This window comes from Metabacillus kandeliae (assembly GCF_021166585.1).
Classification (GTDB): Bacteria; Bacillota; Bacilli; order Bacillales; family Bacillaceae; genus Metabacillus_B; species Metabacillus_B kandeliae.
On sequence record NZ_JAJOZE010000017.1, the window covers coordinates 1 to 21832 of the forward strand.

The window sequence follows — 21832 nt, forward strand, 5'->3', positions numbered from 1 at the left end:
TGCGGTTTTTTATTATTTTAGTGGTGGATGGCTGTTTTATTTGGAAGGGAAAGGGTCTCTTTCCCCCTCTGAAGGGGCGGACCTGGCCCACAGTGCTTCACCGGATCAAGGGACAGTGACAGGTGTGAATAAAAAGCCGTGCTGGAGAAGGGCTCATACGCCTGAGGCCAGTCCTTTCATTCAGCAGCAGAGAGGGGACAGGGATCGGGATGGATGCCCCTTCCCCTGTTCCACTGCCGCAGCGAGGCCAGGGGGAGGCTATACCCAACCCCTTGTCCCGCTTAGTTTCACTCAAACGGGGACAGGGCTTTCATCGGGCAGTGAGGCGGGGGACAGTGCTCTATTAAAAGTGGGGACAGAACCCCCCACACCACTCCTCCCCCTTGGGCATATACATAACTCACAGGCACCTGACCTAAAAAAGAATCCTCCTTCATAGTTTCCATCCAGTGAAATGTGGGAAAAATAAAACTAACTAATACGAAATAGTTGAAAAAAGTGCTCCTCCATTTTATATTAGTAATATAGTCAAATATAGTCAAAGTCAAGTGAGGAGGAGGCTTGATGAGGAATATATCCGATATTATTGAACAATACCTGAAGCAGGTGCTTAATACGAGCGGCAGGGAGATTGTCGAGATAAAACGCAGTGAAATAGCGGATAAATTTCAGTGTGTACCTTCGCAAATCAATTATGTAATCAATACCCGCTTTACAATTGAACGAGGCTATATCGTTGAAAGCAAAAGAGGCGGCGGAGGGTACATCAGAATTATTAAGGTGAAAATGATTGATGAAGCAGATTTAATTGATCAAATCCTTTCTTTGATTGGCAGCAAGATCAGCCAGGCTGCCGGAGAGGATATTATTATAAGGCTTACGGGCGAGGAAATTCTCTCTCCAAGAGAAGCGAAGATTATGCTTAGTGTGATTGACCGATCAGTATTGAATCTTGACCTGCCTTTGCGGGATGAATTGAGGGCGAGAATGATTAAAGCTATGCTGACAACTTTGAAATATAAATAAAAGCAGGTGAATAGCATGATTTGCCAAGAATGCCATGAAAGACCCGCAACGCTGCATTTTACAAAGGTTGTAAATGGTGAAAAGACTGAGGTGCATGTTTGCGAATACTGTGCAAAGGAAAATAATAATATGTCTATGTTTGGCGGTGAAAGCGGATTTTCGATCAATCACCTGCTGGCAGGACTGCTGAAGCTTGAGCCTGCTCTTTCAAAGTCACAGCAGCAATACCAGCGGTCAGATGACGAAATTCCCCGATGCAAACGATGCGGCATGACATTTCAGCAATTTTCCAAGACCAGCCGTTTTGGCTGTTCTCATTGTTATAAAACATTCAGCAATCTGCTTACTCCGATTTTACGGAAGGTTCATAGCGGCAATACTGAGCATGGAGGAAAAATACCGAAGAGACTCGGGGGAAGCTTCCATACTCAAAAAAGGATAGATGCTTTGAAGGCTCAGCTGCGGGAATTCATTGAGAACGAAGAGTTCGAAAGTGCAGCAGAAGTCAGGGATGAAATTCGTTCCCTTGAAAAAAGCATGTCTTCCCAGCGGAAGGAGGATTACTGATCCATGTCATTGCAAAATTTCATTAATACAGCTGTCAGTACTTGGATGAGCGAGGAGGGACCGGATTCAGACATTGTTCTTTCGAGCCGAGTAAGGCTTGCGCGAAATATTGAGCAGTTTCGTTTTCCTTCTCTTTCAAGCCGTGAAGAAGCTGAACAGATCCTTCACTTGTTTGAAGAAAATTTTGCGAGCAGGACATTTGAGGACATTGGCGAATTTGAACTGGTAAAAATGAATGCTCTGCAGCCTATCGAAAAGAAAGTGCTTGTAGAAAAGCATTTGATCAGTCCTAATCTTGCAGAAGATTCTCCTTCTGGTGCCTGTCTTCTTTCCAGCAATGAAGAAGTAAGCATCATGCTTAACGAAGAAGATCACGTTCGCATACAATGTTTATTCCCTGGGCTTCAGCTTTCAGAAGCATTGAAGGCTGCCAGCCAGCTGGATGATTGGATTGAAGAAAAAGTCGATTATGCCTTTGATCAGAAGCGCGGGTATTTAACGAGCTGCCCGACGAATGTCGGAACGGGGATAAGAGCTTCAGTCATGATGCATTTGCCGGCACTTGTCATCACCCGCCAGCTTAACAGAATTATCCCGGCCATTAATCAGCTCGGCCTCGTAGTAAGAGGGATTTATGGCGAAGGCAGCGAAGCCTTAGGCAATATTTTTCAGATTTCAAATCAAATCACGCTTGGCAAGTCTGAGGATGACATTGTTGAGGACTTGATCAGTGTTGTGGAGCAGCTTATTTCCCAGGAGCGTTCAGCAAGAAATGCCTTATATGAAACCGCTCCGCTTAAGCTGGAGGATAGGGTTTTCCGTTCTTATGGGATTCTCTCCAACTCAAGAATCATTGAAACAAAAGAGGCTGCAAAATGCCTGTCAGATGTCAGGCTCGGTATTGATCTCGGCTTTGTAAAAGGAATACAGCGAAACATACTTAACGAATTAATGGTTCTGACTCAGCCGGGCTTTCTGCAGCAATATACAGGAAGAGAATTATCTCCGGGAGAAAGAGATGTACGAAGAGCGGCAATCATTCGCGAAAGAATCAAAATGGAATTAGAAACGGATGGAGGAGATCAAACATGATGTTCGGAAGATTTACAGAACGCGCGCAAAAGGTCCTCGCACTTGCTCAGGAAGAAGCAGTAAGGCTTGGCCATAACAATATCGGTACAGAGCATATTTTGCTTGGCCTTGTCCGTGAAGGCGAAGGCATTGCAGCAAAAGCGCTGATCGCGCTTGGCCTTGGCCCTGAAAAAATTCAAAAAGAAGTGGAAAGCCTGATTGGACGCGGGCAGGATATTTCTCAAACCATCCACTATACTCCGCGTGCGAAAAAGGTTATTGAGCTTTCAATGGATGAAGCGAGAAAGCTTGGTCATTCCTATGTAGGGACTGAGCATATTCTTCTCGGCCTGATCCGCGAGGGTGAAGGTGTTGCAGCACGCGTGCTGAATAATTTGGGTGTAAGCCTTAATAAAGCAAGACAGCAGGTTCTGCAGCTTCTCGGAAGCAATGAATCCTCTGCAGGCCATCAGGGAGGCGGCTCAAGCAGTGCCAACACTCCAACTCTTGACAGCCTTGCCCGTGATTTAACGGCCATTGCAAGAGAAGGCAGCCTTGATCCTGTTATTGGGCGCAGCAAAGAAATTCAGCGTGTTATTGAAGTGCTGAGCCGCCGTACGAAAAACAATCCTGTTCTGATCGGGGAGCCTGGTGTAGGTAAGACAGCGATCGCAGAAGGGCTTGCCCAGCAGATTGTAAATAACGAAGTTCCAGAAATCCTCCGTGATAAGCGCGTCATGACGCTTGATATGGGAACGGTTGTTGCAGGAACAAAATACCGCGGTGAATTTGAAGACCGCTTGAAAAAAGTAATGGATGAGATTCGCCAGGCAGGAAATATCATTCTCTTTATCGATGAGCTGCACACATTGATCGGTGCCGGCGGAGCAGAAGGCGCTATCGATGCTTCCAATATTCTGAAGCCTTCTCTTGCAAGAGGCGAGCTTCAATGCATAGGAGCCACAACTCTTGATGAGTACCGAAAATACATTGAAAAGGATGCTGCTCTTGAGCGCCGCTTCCAGCCGATTCAGGTAGATGAACCGACCGCTGAAGAAAGTGTCCAGATTTTAATGGGACTCAGAGACAGATATGAAGCCCATCATAGAGTGTCTATCACAGATGAGGCAATCGATGCAGCTGTAAAGCTGTCTGACCGCTATATTTCCGACCGTTTCCTTCCGGATAAGGCGATTGACCTGATTGATGAAGCAGGCTCTAAAGTGCGCCTGAGATCCTTTACGACTCCTCCGAACCTGAAGGAGCTTGAAGTGAAGCTGGAAGAAGTGAGAAAAGAAAAGGATGCTGCTGTCCAAAGCCAGGAGTTTGAAAAGGCTGCTTCTCTCCGTGATACAGAACAGCGTCTGCGCGAGCAGCTTGAAGAAACGAAGAAAACCTGGAAAGCAAAGCAGGGGCAGGAGAATTCCGAAGTTACAGTTGAAGATATTGCTATGGTTGTAGCAAGCTGGACTGGTATTCCTGTATCAAGACTTGCACAGACGGAAACTGACAAACTGCTGAACATGGAAAATATTCTTCATTCCCGTGTAATCGGGCAGGAAGAAGCCGTTGTGGCAGTGGCAAAAGCAGTGCGCCGTGCAAGAGCCGGCCTGAAGGATCCAAAGCGTCCGATCGGTTCCTTTGTATTCCTCGGCCCAACAGGTGTCGGTAAAACAGAGCTTGCGAGAGCTTTGGCGGAGTCCATCTTCGGTGATGAAGAATCTATGATCCGCATTGATATGTCCGAGTACATGGAGAAGCATTCTACTTCACGGCTGGTTGGTTCTCCTCCAGGATATGTCGGATATGATGAAGGCGGGCAGCTGACAGAGAAAGTCCGCAGAAAGCCTTATTCCGTTGTCCTGCTTGATGAAATTGAAAAAGCGCATCCTGATGTCTTCAACATTCTGCTTCAAGTTTTAGAGGATGGCCGATTAACAGATTCTAAGGGCAGAACAGTAGACTTCCGCAATACGATTTTGATTATGACATCTAACGTAGGGGCGAGCGAGCTGAAACGGAACAAATATGTCGGCTTTAATGTCCAGGATGAAAATCAAAGCTATAAGGATATGAAAGGCAAAGTAATGGGAGAGCTGAAAAAAGCCTTCCGCCCGGAATTCCTGAACCGTATTGATGAAATCATTGTCTTCCATTCTCTTGAGAAGAAACATTTGAAAGAGATTGTAACGCTTATGTCTGATCAGCTTACAAAGCGTCTTGCAGAGCAGGATCTCGAACTGTCTATGACAGAAGCAGCTAAAGAAAAGATTACAGAAGAGGGCTATGATGTGGAATACGGGGCTCGTCCATTAAGACGCGCCATTCAGAAACACGTGGAAGACCGCTTATCTGAAGAGCTGCTGAGAGGCACCATTGAAAAAGGGCAAAAGATTGTCCTTGACGTGGAAGATGGCGAGTTTACTGTAAAGCATGCTGAGAAGCTGGCTAAATAAAAGGTTTTTCTCATAAAGGCAATGTTAAAGAAGGATGCTGATTTTTACGCACCTGCTGAATGAAGCGGCAGGCGGGAGATTCACCGCCCGCCCCGCGGAAAGCCGGCGCTGATCAATAGCCGAATTTAACAGAGCCTTCATAAAAGAAAAGGTTTATTGTTCTAACATGGAAAGGGAGGTGTACGTAAATCGTATGCCTCGCTTTCTTTCTTTTTTTTTGGCATGATCAATAGTAAAGTGAGAATATCCAACTGATAAAAGAGAGGTACCTTATGGCAAAAACCAAGTCAAAATTTATATGTCAGTCGTGCGGCTATGAATCGGCAAAATGGATGGGAAAATGTCCAGGCTGCGGTGAATGGAACACGATGACAGAAGAAACAATGAAAGCAGCTGGCTCTTCGCGGCGCACGTCCTTCCAGCATTCTTCGCAGACCGTTCAAAAACCATCTCCCATAACAAGTATTGAAACAGCAAATGAACCGCGCATTAAAACGTCCATGAAGGAATTTAACAGAGTGCTCGGCAGCGGGATAGTAAAAGGCTCTCTTGTACTGATCGGCGGCGATCCAGGCATAGGGAAATCAACCCTTCTGCTTCAGGTTTCTTCCCAGCTCGCAGATAATGGCAGCAAAGTACTTTATATATCAGGCGAGGAATCAGTCAAACAGACGAAGCTTCGTGCAGACAGGCTTGACGTGACATCGGATTCCCTTCTCGTCCTTGCAGAAACAGATATGGAATTTATCACAAAAGCCATTGAAGAAGTGAGCCCTCAGTTTGTGGTGGTAGATTCTATCCAGACTGTATACCAAAGCGAAATCACCTCAGCCCCAGGAAGCGTTTCACAGGTTAGGGAATGCACGGCAGAGCTGATGAGGATAGCCAAAACAAAAGGCATTGCCATTTTTATTGTGGGCCATGTCACAAAAGAGGGATCCATTGCAGGTCCAAGAATTCTTGAGCATATGGTGGATACAGTGCTGTACTTCGAAGGCGAACGCCACCATACGTACCGGATACTGCGTGCTGTAAAAAACCGTTTTGGTTCTACGAATGAAATGGGTATTTTTGAAATGAAGGAAAGCGGGCTTGAAGAGGTGTTAAACCCGTCAGAAATTTTTCTTGAAGAGCGGTCAAAAGGTGCAGCAGGCTCGACGGTTGTGGCCTCTATGGAAGGAACAAGACCGGTTCTCGTCGAAATACAAGCATTAATTTCACCGACAAGCTTTGGAAATCCGAGACGGATGGCCACCGGAATTGATCATAACAGGGTGCCGCTCTTAATGGCTGTCCTTGAAAAGCGGGTCGGACTGCTCCTGCAAAACCAGGATGCCTATCTGAAGGTAGCAGGCGGGGTGAAGCTGGATGAACCGGCTATCGATCTTGCTGTCGCTGTCAGCATAGCTTCCAGCTTTAAAGATGTGCCGACAAATCCAATGGATGCAATCATCGGCGAGGTTGGCCTTACCGGAGAAGTCCGCAGGGTTTCCCGTATTGAGCAGCGTGTTCAGGAAGCGGCAAAGCTCGGATTCAAAAGAGTCATTCTGCCTGAGGCAAACCTCGGCGGATGGACGGCTCCTGGAACCATTGAATGCATCGGAGTAAAAAGTGTATCAGAAGCACTGCAGAAAACACTTGGGGGGTGAACGCACTTGAGCGAGAAAGAAAAGAAGATTCCGAATAAGAGCCTTTCTGAAATCCTGCAGTTTATGGCGCCTGGCACCCCGATCAGAGAAGGCATTGAGAATGTCCTCAGAGCAAAAACCGGCGGACTGATCGTGATAGGCTACAACGATAAAATCAAAGAAGTAGTAGATGGCGGGTTTCATATTCATTCTCCCTTTTCGCCTGCCCATTTATATGAGCTCGCGAAAATGGACGGTGCGATCATCTTGAATGATTCAAGCCAAAAGATCCTGTTCGCCAATGCGCAGCTGATGCCGAATCCATCCATTTCCTCCACTGAAACGGGAATGAGGCACCGCACGGCTGAGAGAGTGGCAAAGCAGACAGGCACACTTGTTATTGCCATCTCTCAGCGGAGAAATGTGATTACGCTTTATTTTGGTGAGAAAAAATATGCCCTGCGGGATATCGGTGTGATTTTGACGAAGGCAAATCAAGCGATACAAACGCTTGAAAAATATAAAACAGTTTTAGATCAGTCCATTCTGAATCTCAGTTCGTCTGAGTTTGAAGAGCTCGTCACATACAGTGAAGTCATTCATGTGCTGCACAGAGTTGAGATGGTGCTCAGAATTAAAAATGAAATTCTCGATTATGTGAATGAGTTAGGCTCTGAAGGAAAGCTGATCCGGCTTCAGATGAGCGAACTTCTTATCGATATTGAAGAGGAAGCAGAGCTGCTGATTAAGGATTACAGCCAGGAAGCGTCCGTTGATCAGCGCAAAACTCTTAAACAGCTGCAGGAGCTTGCCAAAAATGATCTTCTTGAGGATACAGCACTTCTGCGGCTGCTTGGGATTTCCTATCTGACTGATTTGGAATCTCCTGTTATGCCCAGAGGGTACCGGATGCTCCATAAAATACCCCGCCTTCCCACAATGGTCATAAATAATTTAGTCGTTAAGTTTAAAAATTTGAAACAAATTGCTTTGGCATCCGTAGAAGAGTTAGACGAAGTAGATGGAATAGGGGAAATAAGGGCGAGAAAAATCAAGGATGGCATTAAGCGTCTTCAGGAGCAGCTTTTAACAGGACGCTGAATGGCGGCAGGTTTTTTGAACTCTTCTGCTTCGGTTTTACTTGAAAGAAGAACGGGTATACAGAGAGGTACTTGGATAGAATTTGCCGGTAAAATGTCAAAGAGGTTACAAATTTTGAAAATCTGTACATTGAACGTTTTAATTATCATAAAGTGATTATAATGGTTAAAAGGAGGTGAAGGTATGTTACAACGGATTGTCCAAGTCTTTTTCGTGCTGGTTGGCGGTATTTTGGGGATTTTCTTTATGCCGGCTTTAATGAGGCTATTAAATATGCAGGACATACCTTTTTTGAATACGCCTTATACATTGGCGATATTAGGAGCCATTATCTTTTATCTTGCTACGTTTTGGCTTGTGGAAGGTGTAGTGAACTGGATCAAGCGGCTGGAAGAATCCCTTGTTAAAGCACCTGTTACGGATGTTTTATTCGGAAGTCTGGGTTTGGTTTTTGGACTAATAATTGCTTTTCTTCTTGTTAATGTTATCCCATTCAAAGATGTGCCGTATCAGGCCATCGGCATGATTATTCAAATCTTTCTTGCAATCCTGCTCGGCTATCTTGGTTTTCAGGTTGGCTTCAAGAAAAAGGACGAGCTTGTGAATCTGTTTTCCATTACAAACAGAATCAGCAAGAAAAAAGGGTCAAATGATGAAGAATCTGAACATGAAGAGAAAAAGCTTAAAATCCTTGATACAAGCGTCATTATTGACGGAAGGATTGCAGACATCTGCCAGACAGGTTTCCTGGAGGGAACCATCGTTATTCCTCAATTTGTCCTTGAGGAGCTGCAGCATATTGCCGATTCGTCTGATGTATTGAAACGGAACAGAGGACGCCGCGGACTGGATATTTTAAACCGCATTCAAAAAGAGCTTGCCATCAATGTGGAAATTTATGAAGGCGACTTTGAAGATATTCAGGAGGTTGACAGTAAGCTGGTTAAACTGGCTAAATTAACTCAAGGGGTTGTTGTAACCAACGACTTTAACCTGAATAAAGTTTGCGAGCTGCAAAAAGTTGCTGTCCTGAACATCAATGATCTGGCAAATGCCGTGAAGCCGGTCGTTCTTCCAGGTGAAGAAATGAAGGTGCAGGTTATAAAGGACGGAAAAGAGCACAATCAGGGTGTCGCTTATCTTGATGACGGTACAATGATCGTCGTTGAAAGCGGCCGTGATTATATTGGCAAGCACATCGATGTGCTCGTCACAAGCGTGCTCCAGACTTCTGCAGGCAGAATGATTTTTGCCAAGCCGAAGCTTCTTGAAAAAGCACTCTAAGGGAGAATACGAATGAATTATGAAGTCGTCATACCTGCTGCAGGGCAGGGGAAAAGAATGAAGGCAGGGAAGAACAAGCAGTTTATAGAATTAAACGGCAAGCCTGTCATCGCTCATACACTGGATATTTTCCAAAAGGATCCAGCCTGCAGCGGCATCATTCTCGTGATCAACGAGGCTGAAAGAGACGAGTTTCTAAAATTAGCTGACACCTATCAAATGACTAAAGCTATTGCCCTTGTACATGGGGGAAGAGAGCGGCAGCACAGTGTGTATAATGGACTGAGAGCTGCCAAATCCGACATTGTGCTCGTCCATGACGGTGCGCGGCCATTTATCGATACTCACCTGATACGCAGACTGTCGCAGACTGCCTCAGAAATGGGAGCTGCTACAGCCGCCGTACCAGTGAAAGAAACGATAAAGCGGGTTCAAAATCTTGAAGTCATTGAAACAGTGGAAAGATCAAGCTTGTGGGCCATTCAGACCCCACAAGCTTTTCGTCTTTCGCTTATTTTAGAAGCTCATGAAAAAGCCGGGCAAGAGGAGTATTTGGGAACAGATGATGCAAGCCTTGTCGAAAGGCTGAATCATAAGGTTTCCATTGTTGAAGGAGATTATAAAAATATTAAATTAACGACACCGGAGGATTTGCTGATTGCAAAAGCCATTCTGGATCGTGAAGGAGGAGAAGCGATATGCTGAGAATTGGACAAGGGTTTGATGTACATCAGCTGACAGAAGGACGTCCGCTGATCATCGGCGGAATCGAAATCCCTTACGAAAAAGGTCTTCTTGGCCACTCTGATGCTGATGTTTTACTGCATACAATAGCAGATGCCTGCCTTGGAGCTGTGGCAGAAGGGGATATCGGGAAGCATTTTCCTGATACAGATCCTGCCTTTAAGGATGCTGATTCAGCTAAATTAATGAGCCATGTATGGGGCATCATTAAAGAGAAAGGCTATGAGCTTTTGAATCTTGATTGCACCATCATTGCCCAAAAGCCGAAGATGGCTCCTTATATCGGCCAGATGAGAGAGCGGATCGCTGATCTGCTGGAAGCGGATATCAGCCAGGTAAATGTGAAAGCAACCACGACAGAGAAGCTTGGATTTACAGGAAGACAGGAAGGTATTGCTTCACAGGCTGTCGTTTTGCTCCAAAAAAAGGATTCATTTTGAAAGCATGCCTGATTGGTGATAAAATAAAGGAATGATTTCAAAGAGCCTTACACCTACGGAGGTATAATATAATGGGAAATGAAGTTCGGGTTCGCTATGCACCGAGCCCAACAGGATATTTACATATCGGTAACGCCAGAACGGCCTTGTTCAATTATCTATTTGCAAGAAGCCAAAATGGGAAGTTCATCATCCGCATTGAGGATACTGACCAAAAGCGGAATATTGAAGGCGGAGAAGAAAGCCAGCTGAAATATTTGAAGTGGCTTGGCATTGACTGGGATGAAAGCATTGATGAGGGCGGAGAATACGGACCGTACAGACAGTCTGAACGCAATGATATTTATAAGGAGCTTTACGATCAGCTGCTTGAAAAGGATCTTGCTTACAAATGCTACTGCACAGAAGAAGAGCTTGAGCAGGAGCGGGAAGAGCAGACAGCACGCGGTGAAGCTCCGCGCTATTCCGGAAAATGCTCTCATCTTACAGCAGAAGAGCGGGAAAAGCTTGAGCAGGAAGGCAGAAAGCCGAGCATCCGCTTCCGTGTTCCTCAAGGGCAGGTTCTTTCCTTCAATGATATCGTAAAGGATGAAGTGTCTTTTGAATCTGATGGCTTTGGTGATTTTGTCATTGTCAAAAAAGATGGAATTCCGACTTACAACTTTGCTGTAGCAGTTGATGACCACCTAATGAAAATTACGCACGTGCTGCGCGGAGATGATCATATTTCCAACACACCGAAGCAGATGATGATTTATCATGCATTCGGCTGGGATACACCAGTTTTCGGCCATATGACACTGATTGTGAACGAAAGCCGGAAAAAATTGAGCAAGCGCGATGCCTCGATCATTCAGTTTATTGAACAATATAAGGATCTTGGATACTTGCCTGAAGCGCTTTTTAACTTTATTGCCATGCTTGGCTGGTCTCCTGTCGGCGAGGATGAAATTTTCTCAAAAGAGCAGTTCATTGATATCTTTGATCCGGAGCGCTTGTCCAAATCCCCGGCTGTTTTTGATACACAGAAGCTGGCTTGGCTGAACAATCAGTACATGAAAAACCTGGAAATGGCAGAAGTAGCAGAGCTTGCTCTTCCGCATCTCGTTAAAGCAGGGAAAATCAGTGAAAATATGCCTGAGGAAGAGAAAGAATGGGCCATCAAGCTTGTTGGACTCTATCAGGAACAAATGAGCTATGGTGCGGAAATTGTAGAGCTGTCTGAAATGTTCTTCAAGACAGAGATTGACTATAACCGCGAAGCAAGAAGCATCCTTGATGAAGAGCAGGTTCCTGAAGTGATGCAGGCATTCAAAGAGGAGCTGGAAGGCCTTGAAGAGTTTACTGCGGGCAACATTAAATCAAGCCTGAAGGCTGTTCAAAAAACAACAGGCCATAAAGGCAAGAAGCTGTTCATGCCTGTCCGGGTTGCTGTTACAGGTCAATCACACGGGCCGGAGCTTCCGCTCGCCATCGAACTTTTAGGAAAAGAAAAAGTTTTAGCCCGGTTAACAAGTGTATTAAGTTAACTTTTTGCCTAAAATATAATATAGTATAAGAAATCTATTGCTGAAAAAAGCGTTGAAAAGGAAAAGTAAGGACCAGCTTCCTTCCCAGAGAGAACCTCCTATTGGCTGAGAGGGGTTTAGGCGAAGCGGTCCTGAAGTGCCCCTTTGAGCCTTCTGTTGAACATTTGCGTTTTATAAGTAAACAGAAGCGTCTGTCCCTGCGTTAAAGGGATTCAAAAGTTGAGGCATCCCTATGGAGGATTGCCTAAACAGAGTGGAACCGCGTCTAAAAGCGTCTCTGTGCCCTGGCACAGAGACGCTTTTTTTTATTATCGGGATGCTCGCCAAGAGAAGAACTCCTCATTTGGACGCCATATTGTCCTGATGAAGAATAGGAGGGGGAGAATCACTTGTTTAAACTTTTCAAAGAAGATGTGGAAGTTGTATTCGAACAGGACCCTGCAGCCAGAAGCCATTTTGAAGTCATTCTTACTTATTCAGGGGTTCATGCTATTTGGGCTCACAGGATTGCTCATGCCTTTCATAAAAGAAAGTTCTTCTTCCTGGCAAGGGCTATTTCACAGGTCAGCCGCTTTTTCACAGGAATTGAAATTCACCCCGGCGCTAAGATCGGCCGCCGTTTCTTTATTGACCACGGCATGGGGGTTGTCATCGGGGAAACTTGCGAGATCGGGGATAATGTCACTGTCTATCAGGGGGTTACACTTGGCGGGACAGGAAAGGAAAGAGGAAAGCGGCACCCAACCATCATGGACAATGCCTTGATTGCTACCGGTGCAAAGGTGCTTGGCTCCATTACGGTTGGAGAAAGCTCGAAAATCGGAGCAGGCTCTGTCGTTCTGAGGGATGTGCCTCCTAATTCTACTGTTGTCGGCATACCGGGAAGAGTAGTCATTCAGGATGGCATCCGTACACAAAGAGATTTGAATCATTCTGATCTTCCGGATCCTGTTGCAGACAGATGCAGGGCAATGGAATGGGAAATCAGGCAGCTGCAGGCTGAAATTGAAAAATTAAAAGAAGGGAAGAACCCCGATGGCCATAAAGCTTTACAACACGCTAACGAGACAGAAAGAAACCTTTGAACCTCTTGAAGAGGGAAAGGTCAAAATGTATGTATGCGGACCAACTGTTTATAACTATATTCATATAGGGAATGCACGGCCTGCTATTGTATACGATACGGTAAGAAGGTACTTGGAATTCAGAGGATATGATGTTCAATTTGTATCGAATTTCACGGATGTTGACGATAAGCTGATTAAGGCTGCAAGAGAACTCAAGGAAGATGTGCCGTCGATCGCGCAGCGCTTCATCGATGCTTATTTTGAAGATGTGGAGGCGCTCGGCTGCAAAAGGGCTGATCTTCATCCGCGCGTAACCGAGACAATGGACATTATTATTGATTTCATTGCAGCGCTGATTGAGAAAGGCTTTGCCTATGAAGCAGGCGGCGATGTGTATTACAAGACCCGCTCCTTCAGCGGATACGGCAAGCTTTCGCACCAATCCATTGATGAATTGCGATCAGGTGCAAGAATTGAAGTCGGCGAGAAAAAGCAGGATGCTCTTGATTTTGCGCTATGGAAAGCAGCGAAGGAAGATGAAATTTCATGGGATAGCCCATGGGGAAAAGGACGCCCTGGCTGGCATATTGAATGCTCCGCAATGGTAAAGGAATACCTCGGCGATACGATTGATATTCATGCAGGCGGCCAGGATTTAACGTTCCCGCACCATGAAAACGAAATTGCGCAGTCTGAGGCGCTGACAGGCAAAACCTTTGCCAAGTACTGGCTTCATAACGGCTACGTAAACATCAACAATGAGAAAATGTCAAAATCACTGGGAAACTTTATTACTGTGCACGATATCGTAAAAATCCATGATCCGCAGCTTCTCAGGTTTTTCATGCTGTCCGTCCATTACCGCCATCCAATTAACTACTCGGAGGAGCTATTGGAAAGCACGAAAAACGCTCATGACCGTATAAAAACCGCATACGGCAATCTTCAGCACCGTATGGAAAGCAGCACAAATTTAACGGATAATGATGAAGAATGGCTGAAAAACATTCACAGTTTTGAAGAAACGTTTATCAAGGAAATGGATGATGATTTCAATACAGCCAATGGAATCAGCGTGCTTTTCGATCTGACGCGCTCTGCCAATTATTATTTGCAGGAGAAAAATACGTCAGGCAAAGTGATCCAGGCATTTCTTCAGCAATTTGATGCTCTTGGAAAAGTGCTGGGACTGTCTTTTTCTCAAACAGTGCTTCTCGATGAAGAAATTGATGATCTGATTCAAAAGCGGATTGATGCCAGAAAGAACCGTGACTTTGCCTTAGCCGACCAAATTCGCGATCAGCTGAAGGACATGAATATTATACTCGAAGATACATCACAGGGAACGAGATGGAAAAGAGGATAACCAGCCATGCTTGAGCTTGAGAAAATCAAAAACGTCAATCAGCTGAACAGTCTGGCGCTTGCTTATATGGGGGATGCCGTATATGAGGTATACGTACGGCACCGCCTTTTGTCAAAGGGCAACGCAAGGCCGAACCAGCTTCATAACCTGGCAAAAAACTATGTTTCTGCGAAAGCCCAGGCATCAGCTCTCCATGACTTGATAGAAAAAGGGATTTTTTCTGAGGAAGAGGAAGGCGTGATCAGAAGAGGGCGCAATGCAAAGTCTGGCTCGGTGCCGAAAAATACGGATGTCCAGACCTACCATTACAGCACGGCTTTTGAAGCGCTAATCGGCCACCATTTTCTTGAACAGAATGAAGAGAGGCTGAATGAAGTAATGGAACTGGCTTATAAGTACACAGAAGAAAGGAGGAATACACAATGAGCGAAGATTTGCTTATTGGGAGAAACCCGGTTCTTGAAGCATTGCGGTCAGAACGGGATATTAATAAAATCTGGATGGCAGAAAATGCTGTTAAGGGACAAGCTCAGGTGATTGCCCAGCTTGCAAAGGAGCGGGGGGTCAATGTCCAGATTGTGCCGAAGCGGAAGCTTGATCAAATGGCAGAAGACGGCAGCCATCAGGGAATTGTAGCGCAGGTAGCCGCCTACCAATACGCTGAGGTGGATGACATGCTGAAAGCAGCTGAAGAGCGGAACGAGGATCCTTTCCTGATTTTACTCGATGAACTGGAGGATCCTCATAATCTCGGTTCAATTATGAGAACAGCAGATGCGGCAGGCGCCCACGGCATTATTATTCCAAAAAGACGCTCTGTCGGACTTACGGCAACTGTAGCCAAAGCCTCTACAGGGGCAATTGAGCATATTCCGGTAGCAAGAGTAACGAATCTTGCCAGAACGATAGAGGAATTGAAAGAAAAAGGCATTTGGATAGCAGGGACAGATGCAAAGGGGGCTGATGATTACCGCAACCTTGACGGCAAGATGCCGATCGGCTTGGTCATCGGCAGCGAAGGCAAAGGAATGGGCAGGCTGATCAGGGAAAAATGTGACTTTCTAGTCAAACTTCCGATGGCAGGCCGCATTACATCCTTGAATGCTTCAGTAGCCGCAAGCATCCTGATGTATGAAGTTTACCGGAAGCGTCATCCGCTGGGAGAATAGCCATGAACAATATCCTTCTTGTGGATGGATACAACATCATTGGTGCATGGCCGATTCTAAGAGCACTGAAGGAGAATCACTTTGCAGAAGCAAGAGACATCCTGATTCAGAAAATGGCTGAGTACCAGGCTTATACAGGGTTCAGGGTAATCGTCGTTTTTGATGCCCACCTTGTAAAAGGCATTGAAGCAAAGCATAAAAATTACCGCGTTGAAGTGATCTATACGAAAGAGAATGAAACGGCTGATGAACGGATTGAGAAGATGGCCATTGATTTGAATAACATTCAAACGCAAATTCATGTGGCAACTTCCGACTACACAGAGCAGTGGGCGATTTTCGGGCAGGGGGCGCTGAGAAAGTCGGCAAGAGAACTGCTGATTGAAATGGAAACCATTGAAAAAAGCATTAAAAAGCGGGTCAGCAAAATCAAAAATGAAAATCCCGCTCCTAAAATCGCTCTCTCAGAGGATGTATTGAAAACATTTGAAAAGTGGAGAAGAGGAGATTTATAGGACTGTTGACGCTTCCAAATTTTGTACTGTATAATATGGCTATCTATGTGCGGTCGGGGGGATCGGCGTGAGCTCTAAGTACTACGGGGAGAAGGCAGGCAGACAGGACTTTCAGCAGCTCGAAGATGAAGCCATCGTTGAGCTCGTTCATATCGGCAATAGTGATGCACTTGATTTTTTGATAACAAAGTACCGTAATTTTGTCAGAGCAAAAGCAAAATCTTATTTTTTGATTGGTGCCGACAGGGAAGATATTGTCCAGGAAGGCATGATTGGGCTGTATAAAGCCATCCGCGATTTTAAGGAAGACAAGCTTGCTTCTTTTAAAGCATTTGCTGAACTTTGCATTACAAGACAAATCATAACAGCGATTAAAACCGCAACCCGCCAAAAACATATTCCTCTTAACTCCTATGTTTCCTTGGACAAGCCCATTTATGATGAAGAGTCTGACCGGACGCTGATGGATGTGATCTCAGGCACTAAAATCATGGACCCTGAAGAACTGATCATCAATCAGGAAGAGTTCGATGACATTGAAGTAAAAATGGGGGAGCTTTTGAGCGACCTTGAGAGAAAAGTACTGGCCTTGTATTTGGATGGCCGTTCCTATCAGGAGATTTCAGAAGAGCTGAACAGGCACGTCAAGTCGATTGACAATGCTCTGCAAAGAGTGAAGCGGAAGATGGAAAGGTATTTGGAGCTTAGGGAAATCAGCATGTAGTTTCATAGGATGCTTTATTGACGAAGTAACCTCCCTATGATACATTCTTAAAGGAATGAAACAATAGCGAAAGGTGTCATCCTATGCGCAAAAAGATAACGCTGTCCTGCACACAGTGCGGCAGCCGCAATTATTCTACGATGAAAAGCACTGCAGATTCTGCAGACCGTCTTGAAATCAGCAAATTTTGCAATACATGCAACTCTCATACTATTCACCGCGAAACTAAATAGATTCTTATGACTATTGACCGGTCCGGCTGGAATTCTGCATCCTTGGTTTTCCTCATTTAGAAAGAAATCCGGAAGCGGGCCGAATATACAGGCGAAAATGGTTCTGTTTTCGCATTTTTTTAAACTTCTGGAGGTAACCGAACATGGGACGTATTTCTAAATTCTTCGGGGATGTAGGCCGTGAAATGAAGAAGGTAAGCTGGCCAAAGCGCAAAGAGCTTACTAGATACACGATCACCGTTCTCGCAACTGTTGTATTTGCAGCTGTGTTTATTGCAGTCATTGACTTTGGGATTTCATCATTGCTTCGCCTTGTAACAAAGCAATAAAAGAGGCATTTTAGCAGATTTCCTGCCTAATTCTGTTTTTTGTTGAATAGAGACGGAATTTCCGTGCTATAATAGAGAATATCATTTATCCGCCAAAACCCGTTTTACGGGTTTTTTCATTGTGGAAAAAAATGGCCTGCTGGAGATCATATAAAAGCTGAAAATCTTTGTATAGCTGGAATCTTTTAAAAATGGCTTTGCTTAGCTCATGCAGCAGTAGCAGAAACAGCCTTTATATTGAGGTTATGTTAAAAGGAGAATGTTGATCTTCACGCACCTGTTGATTGGAGTGGCAGGCGGGAGACTCCTGCGGGAGTGCAAGTGACGGGAGACCCCGCAGGAGCAAAGCGACGAGGAGGCTCCCGCACTGCCCGCGGAAAGCGGACGCCTGAAACGGAAATCAACAGCCTAATTTAACATAATAGAGCCAAATATTAAAAAGGCATACACCCATAAGACAGCGAAACTTAGAATAGAGGCTAGTGTGATAGGATGCAGCCATTAATAAAATAAAAAACTGCCAAAAGCGGGGAGGGAAGGACATACCGTCCTAAAAGCTATGGAGAAAAACTGGTACGTAGTCCATACTTATTCTGGCTATGAAAATAAAGTAAAAGCCAACTTGGAAAAACGCGTGGAAACAATGGGCATGCAAGATAAGATTTTCCGCGTTATTGTTCCGGAAGATGAAGAAACTGATATTAAAAACGGCAAAAAGAAAATCGTGAAAAAGAAAGTATTTCCTGGATATGTTCTCGTGGAAATTGTGATGACAGACGATTCCTGGTATGTTGTCCGCAATACACCGGGCGTGACAGGATTTGTCGGATCAGCGGGCTCAGGCTCCAAGCCTACAGCGCTTCTGCCGGAAGAAGTCGAAGTGATTCTGAAACGCATGGGCGTTGACGAACGCAAAGTGGAAATTGACTTTGAACTGAAAGAAACAGTCAAAGTTACAGAAGGACCATTTGCCAACTTCACAGGAATGATTGAAGATATTGATAATGACAAGCAAAAAGTAAAAGTCCTTGTTAATATGTTCGGCCGTGAAACACCTGTTGAACTTGAATTTTCACAGCTTAGTAAATTATAAAGAAAAGAACTTGAAATGGCTTTGAAAAAGTGGTAACATTTCATAAGTCAGTATGTCTCTGGGAGACCGGAGCAAATATCATGATTTTTTCTATCATTCACATATTAGAATGAGAGTTGAGTGGGAGGGAGAATTCCCTATTACCACATCACGGACTTAAGGAGGTGTGTCTCGTGGCTAAAAAAGTAATTAAGATTGTTAAATTGCAGATTCCTGCTGCTAAAGCCAATCCGGCTCCGCCTGTTGGACCTGCACTAGGTCAAGCTGGTGTTAATATCATGGGATTCTGTAAGGAGTTTAATGCACGTACAGCTGAACAAGCTGGACTGATTATCCCTGTAGAAATTACGGTTTTTGAAGATCGTTCTTTTACATTCATAACAAAAACTCCGCCTGCTGCTGTATTGCTTAAGAAAGCTGCTGGTATTGAGTCTGGTTCAGGCGAACCAAACAAAAATAAAGTAGCGACAGTTAAGCGTGATAAAGTACGTGAAATCGCTGAGTCAAAAATGCCTGATTTAAACGCTGCAAGCGTTGAATCTGCAATGCGCATGGTTGAAGGTACTGCACGCAGCATGGGAATTGTTATTGAAGACTAAGTAGTTAATGCAGGTTGCGGGTTTGATGATTCAAGTTCGCAGCCTTTATTATTGGCAGAAGAGATCTGTTGATCTTGCCAAGCGTTAAAGGCAGGGCATCTGCCCGTGGCCTTTCATTCGTGGGAGGTAAAATTCCGCTAAAACCACATAAGGAGGACATTTTTAAAATGGCTAAAAGAGGTAAGAAGTACGCAGAAGCGGCTAAATTAGTAGACCGCACACAAGCTTATGCTGTTGCAGAAGCGATTGAACTTGTAAAGAAAACAAACACTGCAAAATTTGATGCGACTGTTGAGGCAGCTTTCCGTCTTGGAGTTGACCCTCGTAAAAACGACCAGCAAATCCGCGGTGCAGTTGTTCTTCCAAACGGAACAGGCAAAACTCAGCGTGTATTGGTATTCGCTAAAGGCGAAAAAGCGAAAGAAGCAGAAGCTGCTGGAGCAGATTTCGTAGGCGATTCCGAATATATCACTAAAATCCAGCAAGGCTGGTTCGACTTTGATGTAATCGTAGCAACTCCTGACATGATGGGTGAAGTTGGTAAGCTTGGCCGTACACTCGGACCAAAAGGCTTAATGCCAAACCCTAAAACAGGAACAGTTACTTTTGAAGTTGAAAGAGCTGTTAATGAGATCAAAGCTGGTAAAGTAGAATACCGCGTTGACAAAGCTGGAAACATCCACGTTCCAATCGGAAAAGTTTCTTTCGATGACAGCAAGCTTGCTGAAAACTTGAAAACAATCTTTGAAACATTGCTAAAAGCTAAGCCGGCTGCAGCGAAAGGCACATACATGAAAAATGTTGCCGTGGCGTCTACAATGGGCCCTGGAATCAAAGTTGATTCTGCATCATTCGGCGTGAAATAATCGCTTGACATAAGGTTTAGGTTTCAATATAATAAACAATGTTGTTTCATAACAACTTAAATGAATCATTTTTACCGTAGACAGCAGGGGCTTTTCAAGGCTTAATCATCCTGCCGAGGTGTCTGATATATGCAATTGAGCGATTAATGCTTACTGTAAATGTCTGCCTCCATGTCTAAATGGAGGCTTTTTTATGACCTTCGTACGGTATAATGCAGAACAAGAATCTTACAGGAGGTGTACCAATGAGCAGCGTAATCGAACAAAAACAGCAGCTTGTATCTGAGATTACAACTAAGCTTCGCGAAAGCAAATCCACGATCGTCGTTGACTACCGCGGATTGAATGTTTCTGAAGTTACTGAACTTCGCAAAAAGCTTCGTGATGCTGGTGTTGAATTCAAAGTTTACAAGAACAGCATGACTCGCCGTGCGGTTGAAGGGGCTGAACTTACTGGCCTTAACGATGCACTGACTGGCCCGAATGCGATTGCATTCAGTAATGAAGACGTAGTGGCACCGGCTAAAATCCTGAATGATTTTGCAAAAGATCATGAAAAATTGGAAATTAAAGCTGGCGTTATCGAAGGAAATGTAGCAACAGTTGAGGAAATTAAGGCGCTGGCAACTCTGCCATCCCGCGAAGGTTTGCTCTCCATGCTGCTTAGCGTTCTTCAAGCTCCTATCCGCAACCTTGCTCTTGTTACAAAAGCAGTTGCTGATCAGAAAGAAGAAGAACAAGGCGCATAATATCTACCGGTTTTCGGCTTGAAAAAACAAATTGAATGGATAAATAAGGAGGAACTATACAATGACTAACGAACAAATCATTGATGCAGTCAAAAATATGACTGTACTAGAACTTAACGACTTGGTAAAAGCAATCGAAGAAGAATTCGGCGTAACTGCTGCTGCTCCTGTAGCTGCAGCTGGCGGCGCTGCTGGCGGCGAAGCTGCTGCTGAGCAAACTGAATTTGATCTAGTACTTACAAGTGCTGGCGCTCAAAAAATCAAAGTTATCAAAGTGGTTCGCGAAATCACTGGCCTTGGCTTGAAAGAAGCAAAAGAATTGGTTGACAACACTCCAAAAGCAATCAAAGAAGCTGTTTCTAAAGAAGAAGCTGAAGAAGCAAAAGCGAAACTTGAAGAAGTTGGCGCTGGCGTAGAAGTTAAGTAATTTCTGTTTTATAAAGAAAAAAGCTCGCTTATCATAGCGGGCTTTTTTCTTGAAATTCATTACTGGCAGGATTAAAATAGTAAATCCAAATGCCACTCTTCCGATGGAGGAAAGCACATGAGCGAACATTATTATTCTCAAAAACCCTCTGTTGAAAGCGACAGAAAAACATGGTCCTTCCGTTTGCGGGAAAAAGATTTTGTTTTTCAGAGCGATCGCGGTGTTTTTTCAAAAAAAGAAGTAGACTTTGGTTCCCAGCTGCTGATTGAAACATTTGAATCTCCCGCTATACAAGGGGATTTTCTTGATGCAGGCTGCGGCTACGGACCGATCGGTCTTTCCATTGCAGCATCGTTTCCTGATCGAACTGTTGAAATGATTGATATTAACGAACGGGCTGTTGAACTTTCCAAAGCAAATGCCGGACAAAATCAAATCAGCAACGTCTCCATCTATCAGAGCGATCTTTTTGAAAAGGTTCCTGCGAAAAAGTTTGCAGCTGTTTTAACAAATCCGCCAATAAGAGCCGGTAAGCAGACTGTTCACGAAATTTTTGAAAAAAGCTATGAACATCTTCTGCCGGGGGGAGAATTATGGGTGGTCATTCAGAAAAAGCAGGGTGCACCTTCAGCGTTTGATAAAATTGAAGAGCTTTTCGGCGAGGCTTTCCTTGCCGTAAAAAGCAAGGGCTATCACATTATTAGAGCGAAAAAATAGGTTGACGCTGATTTTTTGCTGTGTTAGTATTATACAATGCCAATGTATAATTTCCATAACTGTCTTTTTTAAAGGTATACTTTTATTTTGTTATGGAAAGAATTATAAAATCTGAACGTTTAAGAATGTGGT

24 protein-coding genes and 2 other annotated features are annotated in these 21832 nt (G+C 44.5%); all 24 genes read left to right on the top strand.

Going from position 1 to position 21832, the window contains the following annotated elements; genetic code table 11:
- Nucleotides 1-564 precede the first annotated feature (564 nt).
- On the top strand, nucleotides 565-1026 hold the full coding sequence (locus LRR81_RS20055; protein ID WP_231791197.1) for a CtsR family transcriptional regulator: 462 nt from the start codon (nucleotides 565-567) through the stop codon (nucleotides 1024-1026).
- A 15-nt stretch (nucleotides 1027-1041) separates the two neighbouring features.
- Nucleotides 1042-1593, top strand: coding sequence for a UvrB/UvrC motif-containing protein (locus LRR81_RS20060; protein ID WP_231791198.1), 552 nt, complete (start codon nucleotides 1042-1044; stop codon nucleotides 1591-1593).
- Nucleotides 1594-1596: 3 nt separating this feature from the next.
- Complete coding sequence (locus LRR81_RS20065) at nucleotides 1597-2685, top strand: protein arginine kinase (protein ID WP_231791199.1); 1089 nt, start codon at nucleotides 1597-1599, stop codon at nucleotides 2683-2685.
- Nucleotides 2682-5120 carry an ATP-dependent protease ATP-binding subunit ClpC gene (gene clpC, locus LRR81_RS20070; protein ID WP_231791200.1) on the top strand — a complete coding sequence of 813 codons (2439 nt, stop codon included), beginning with the start codon at nucleotides 2682-2684 and terminating at the stop codon, nucleotides 5118-5120. The genes LRR81_RS20065 and clpC overlap by 4 nt, the downstream gene beginning before the upstream one ends.
- A gap of 272 nt (nucleotides 5121-5392) precedes the next feature.
- The gene (gene radA, locus LRR81_RS20075; protein ID WP_231791201.1) at nucleotides 5393-6769 is read left to right on the top strand and encodes a DNA repair protein RadA; all 1377 of its coding nucleotides are present in this window, start codon (nucleotides 5393-5395) and stop codon (nucleotides 6767-6769) included.
- 6 nt (nucleotides 6770-6775) lie between these two features.
- The gene (gene disA, locus LRR81_RS20080; RefSeq protein WP_231791202.1) at nucleotides 6776-7849 is read left to right on the top strand and encodes a DNA integrity scanning diadenylate cyclase DisA; all 1074 of its coding nucleotides are present in this window, start codon (nucleotides 6776-6778) and stop codon (nucleotides 7847-7849) included.
- Nucleotides 7850-8032: 183 nt separating this feature from the next.
- Complete coding sequence (locus LRR81_RS20085; RefSeq protein ID WP_231791203.1) at nucleotides 8033-9133, top strand: PIN/TRAM domain-containing protein; 1101 nt, start codon at nucleotides 8033-8035, stop codon at nucleotides 9131-9133.
- Nucleotides 9134-9145: 12 nt separating this feature from the next.
- Nucleotides 9146-9838: a 2-C-methyl-D-erythritol 4-phosphate cytidylyltransferase gene (ispD, locus tag LRR81_RS20090; RefSeq protein ID WP_231791204.1), complete on the top strand. Its 693-nt coding sequence runs from the start codon at nucleotides 9146-9148 to the stop codon at nucleotides 9836-9838.
- Nucleotides 9832-10317: a 2-C-methyl-D-erythritol 2,4-cyclodiphosphate synthase gene (ispF, locus tag LRR81_RS20095; protein ID WP_231791205.1), complete on the top strand. Its 486-nt coding sequence runs from the start codon at nucleotides 9832-9834 to the stop codon at nucleotides 10315-10317. Before ispD ends, ispF begins: the two co-directional genes overlap by 7 nt.
- Nucleotides 10318-10388: 71 nt before the next feature.
- Nucleotides 10389-11846, top strand: a complete 1458-nt coding sequence (gene gltX, locus LRR81_RS20100) for a glutamate--tRNA ligase (RefSeq protein WP_231791206.1) — start codon at nucleotides 10389-10391, stop codon at nucleotides 11844-11846.
- Between the two features lie 43 nt (nucleotides 11847-11889).
- Nucleotides 11890-12128 (top strand) — a binding site (T-box leader).
- Nucleotides 12129-12235: 107 nt separating this feature from the next.
- Nucleotides 12236-12931: a serine O-acetyltransferase gene (gene cysE, locus LRR81_RS20105; protein ID WP_231791207.1), complete on the top strand. Its 696-nt coding sequence runs from the start codon at nucleotides 12236-12238 to the stop codon at nucleotides 12929-12931.
- The gene (gene cysS / locus LRR81_RS20110; RefSeq protein WP_231791208.1) at nucleotides 12882-14279 is read left to right on the top strand and encodes a cysteine--tRNA ligase; all 1398 of its coding nucleotides are present in this window, start codon (nucleotides 12882-12884) and stop codon (nucleotides 14277-14279) included. Before cysE ends, cysS begins: the two co-directional genes overlap by 50 nt.
- Nucleotides 14280-14285: 6 nt before the next feature.
- The gene (locus tag LRR81_RS20115) at nucleotides 14286-14705 is read left to right on the top strand and encodes a Mini-ribonuclease 3 (protein ID WP_231791209.1); all 420 of its coding nucleotides are present in this window, start codon (nucleotides 14286-14288) and stop codon (nucleotides 14703-14705) included.
- Nucleotides 14702-15448: a 23S rRNA (guanosine(2251)-2'-O)-methyltransferase RlmB gene (rlmB, locus tag LRR81_RS20120; protein WP_231791210.1), complete on the top strand. Its 747-nt coding sequence runs from the start codon at nucleotides 14702-14704 to the stop codon at nucleotides 15446-15448. The genes LRR81_RS20115 and rlmB overlap by 4 nt, the downstream gene beginning before the upstream one ends.
- A gap of 2 nt (nucleotides 15449-15450) precedes the next feature.
- On the top strand, nucleotides 15451-15963 hold the full coding sequence (rae1, locus tag LRR81_RS20125) for a ribosome-dependent mRNA decay endonuclease Rae1/YacP (RefSeq protein ID WP_231791211.1): 513 nt from the start codon (nucleotides 15451-15453) through the stop codon (nucleotides 15961-15963).
- A gap of 67 nt (nucleotides 15964-16030) precedes the next feature.
- A complete protein-coding gene (gene sigH, locus LRR81_RS20130) occupies nucleotides 16031-16687 on the top strand; it encodes an RNA polymerase sporulation sigma factor SigH (protein ID WP_231791212.1) in 657 nt (218 codons plus the stop codon).
- A gap of 83 nt (nucleotides 16688-16770) precedes the next feature.
- Nucleotides 16771-16920 (top strand): 50S ribosomal protein L33, encoded by a 150-nt coding sequence (rpmG, locus tag LRR81_RS20135; RefSeq protein ID WP_231791213.1) that lies wholly within the window; start codon nucleotides 16771-16773, stop codon nucleotides 16918-16920.
- Between the two features lie 143 nt (nucleotides 16921-17063).
- Nucleotides 17064-17249: a preprotein translocase subunit SecE gene (secE, locus tag LRR81_RS20140; RefSeq protein WP_231791214.1), complete on the top strand. Its 186-nt coding sequence runs from the start codon at nucleotides 17064-17066 to the stop codon at nucleotides 17247-17249.
- 559 nt (nucleotides 17250-17808) lie between these two features.
- Entirely contained in the window at nucleotides 17809-18342 is a 534-nt protein-coding gene (nusG, locus tag LRR81_RS20145; RefSeq protein WP_231791215.1) for a transcription termination/antitermination protein NusG, read from the top strand.
- 173 nt (nucleotides 18343-18515) lie between these two features.
- Nucleotides 18516-18941, top strand: coding sequence for a 50S ribosomal protein L11 (rplK, locus tag LRR81_RS20150; protein ID WP_231791216.1), 426 nt, complete (start codon nucleotides 18516-18518; stop codon nucleotides 18939-18941).
- Nucleotides 18942-19108: 167 nt separating this feature from the next.
- Entirely contained in the window at nucleotides 19109-19807 is a 699-nt protein-coding gene (rplA, locus tag LRR81_RS20155) for a 50S ribosomal protein L1 (protein WP_231791217.1), read from the top strand.
- Between the two features lie 56 nt (nucleotides 19808-19863).
- Nucleotides 19864-20009: a sequence feature (ribosomal protein L10 leader region), on the top strand.
- Nucleotides 20010-20052: 43 nt separating this feature from the next.
- Nucleotides 20053-20556, top strand: a complete 504-nt coding sequence (gene rplJ, locus LRR81_RS20160) for a 50S ribosomal protein L10 (RefSeq protein WP_231791218.1) — start codon at nucleotides 20053-20055, stop codon at nucleotides 20554-20556.
- Between the two features lie 61 nt (nucleotides 20557-20617).
- The gene (gene rplL / locus LRR81_RS20165) at nucleotides 20618-20983 is read left to right on the top strand and encodes a 50S ribosomal protein L7/L12 (protein WP_231791219.1); all 366 of its coding nucleotides are present in this window, start codon (nucleotides 20618-20620) and stop codon (nucleotides 20981-20983) included.
- A gap of 117 nt (nucleotides 20984-21100) precedes the next feature.
- Nucleotides 21101-21700 (top strand): class I SAM-dependent methyltransferase, encoded by a 600-nt coding sequence (locus LRR81_RS20170; RefSeq protein WP_231791220.1) that lies wholly within the window; start codon nucleotides 21101-21103, stop codon nucleotides 21698-21700.
- The last annotated feature ends 132 nt before the right edge of the window (nucleotides 21701-21832 follow it).

Bases quoted from the DNA above. Each gene is read 5' to 3' on its own strand.
- LRR81_RS20065 (WP_231791199.1), top strand. From the start codon at position 1,597: ATGTCATTGCAAAATTTCATTAATACAGCTGTCAGTACTTGGATGAGC.
- rplA (WP_231791217.1), top strand. From the start codon at position 19,109: ATGGCTAAAAGAGGTAAGAAGTACGCAGAAGCGGCTAAATTAGTAGAC.
- cysS (WP_231791208.1), top strand. From the start codon at position 12,882: ATGGCCATAAAGCTTTACAACACGCTAACGAGACAGAAAGAAACCTTT.
- LRR81_RS20115 (WP_231791209.1), top strand. From the start codon at position 14,286: ATGCTTGAGCTTGAGAAAATCAAAAACGTCAATCAGCTGAACAGTCTG.
- secE (WP_231791214.1), top strand. From the start codon at position 17,064: ATGGGACGTATTTCTAAATTCTTCGGGGATGTAGGCCGTGAAATGAAG.
- rlmB (WP_231791210.1), top strand. From the start codon at position 14,702: ATGAGCGAAGATTTGCTTATTGGGAGAAACCCGGTTCTTGAAGCATTG.
- LRR81_RS20085 (WP_231791203.1), top strand. From the start codon at position 8,033: ATGTTACAACGGATTGTCCAAGTCTTTTTCGTGCTGGTTGGCGGTATT.
- gltX (WP_231791206.1), top strand. From the start codon at position 10,389: ATGGGAAATGAAGTTCGGGTTCGCTATGCACCGAGCCCAACAGGATAT.
- LRR81_RS20170 (WP_231791220.1), top strand. From the start codon at position 21,101: ATGAGCGAACATTATTATTCTCAAAAACCCTCTGTTGAAAGCGACAGA.
- LRR81_RS20055 (WP_231791197.1), top strand. From the start codon at position 565: ATGAGGAATATATCCGATATTATTGAACAATACCTGAAGCAGGTGCTT.
- clpC (WP_231791200.1), top strand. From the start codon at position 2,682: ATGATGTTCGGAAGATTTACAGAACGCGCGCAAAAGGTCCTCGCACTT.
- ispD (WP_231791204.1), top strand. From the start codon at position 9,146: ATGAATTATGAAGTCGTCATACCTGCTGCAGGGCAGGGGAAAAGAATG.
- rae1 (WP_231791211.1), top strand. From the start codon at position 15,451: ATGAACAATATCCTTCTTGTGGATGGATACAACATCATTGGTGCATGG.
- nusG (WP_231791215.1), top strand. From the start codon at position 17,809: ATGGAGAAAAACTGGTACGTAGTCCATACTTATTCTGGCTATGAAAAT.
- radA (WP_231791201.1), top strand. From the start codon at position 5,393: ATGGCAAAAACCAAGTCAAAATTTATATGTCAGTCGTGCGGCTATGAA.
- LRR81_RS20060 (WP_231791198.1), top strand. From the start codon at position 1,042: ATGATTTGCCAAGAATGCCATGAAAGACCCGCAACGCTGCATTTTACA.
- rpmG (WP_231791213.1), top strand. From the start codon at position 16,771: ATGCGCAAAAAGATAACGCTGTCCTGCACACAGTGCGGCAGCCGCAAT.
- rplJ (WP_231791218.1), top strand. From the start codon at position 20,053: ATGAGCAGCGTAATCGAACAAAAACAGCAGCTTGTATCTGAGATTACA.
- ispF (WP_231791205.1), top strand. From the start codon at position 9,832: ATGCTGAGAATTGGACAAGGGTTTGATGTACATCAGCTGACAGAAGGA.
- rplL (WP_231791219.1), top strand. From the start codon at position 20,618: ATGACTAACGAACAAATCATTGATGCAGTCAAAAATATGACTGTACTA.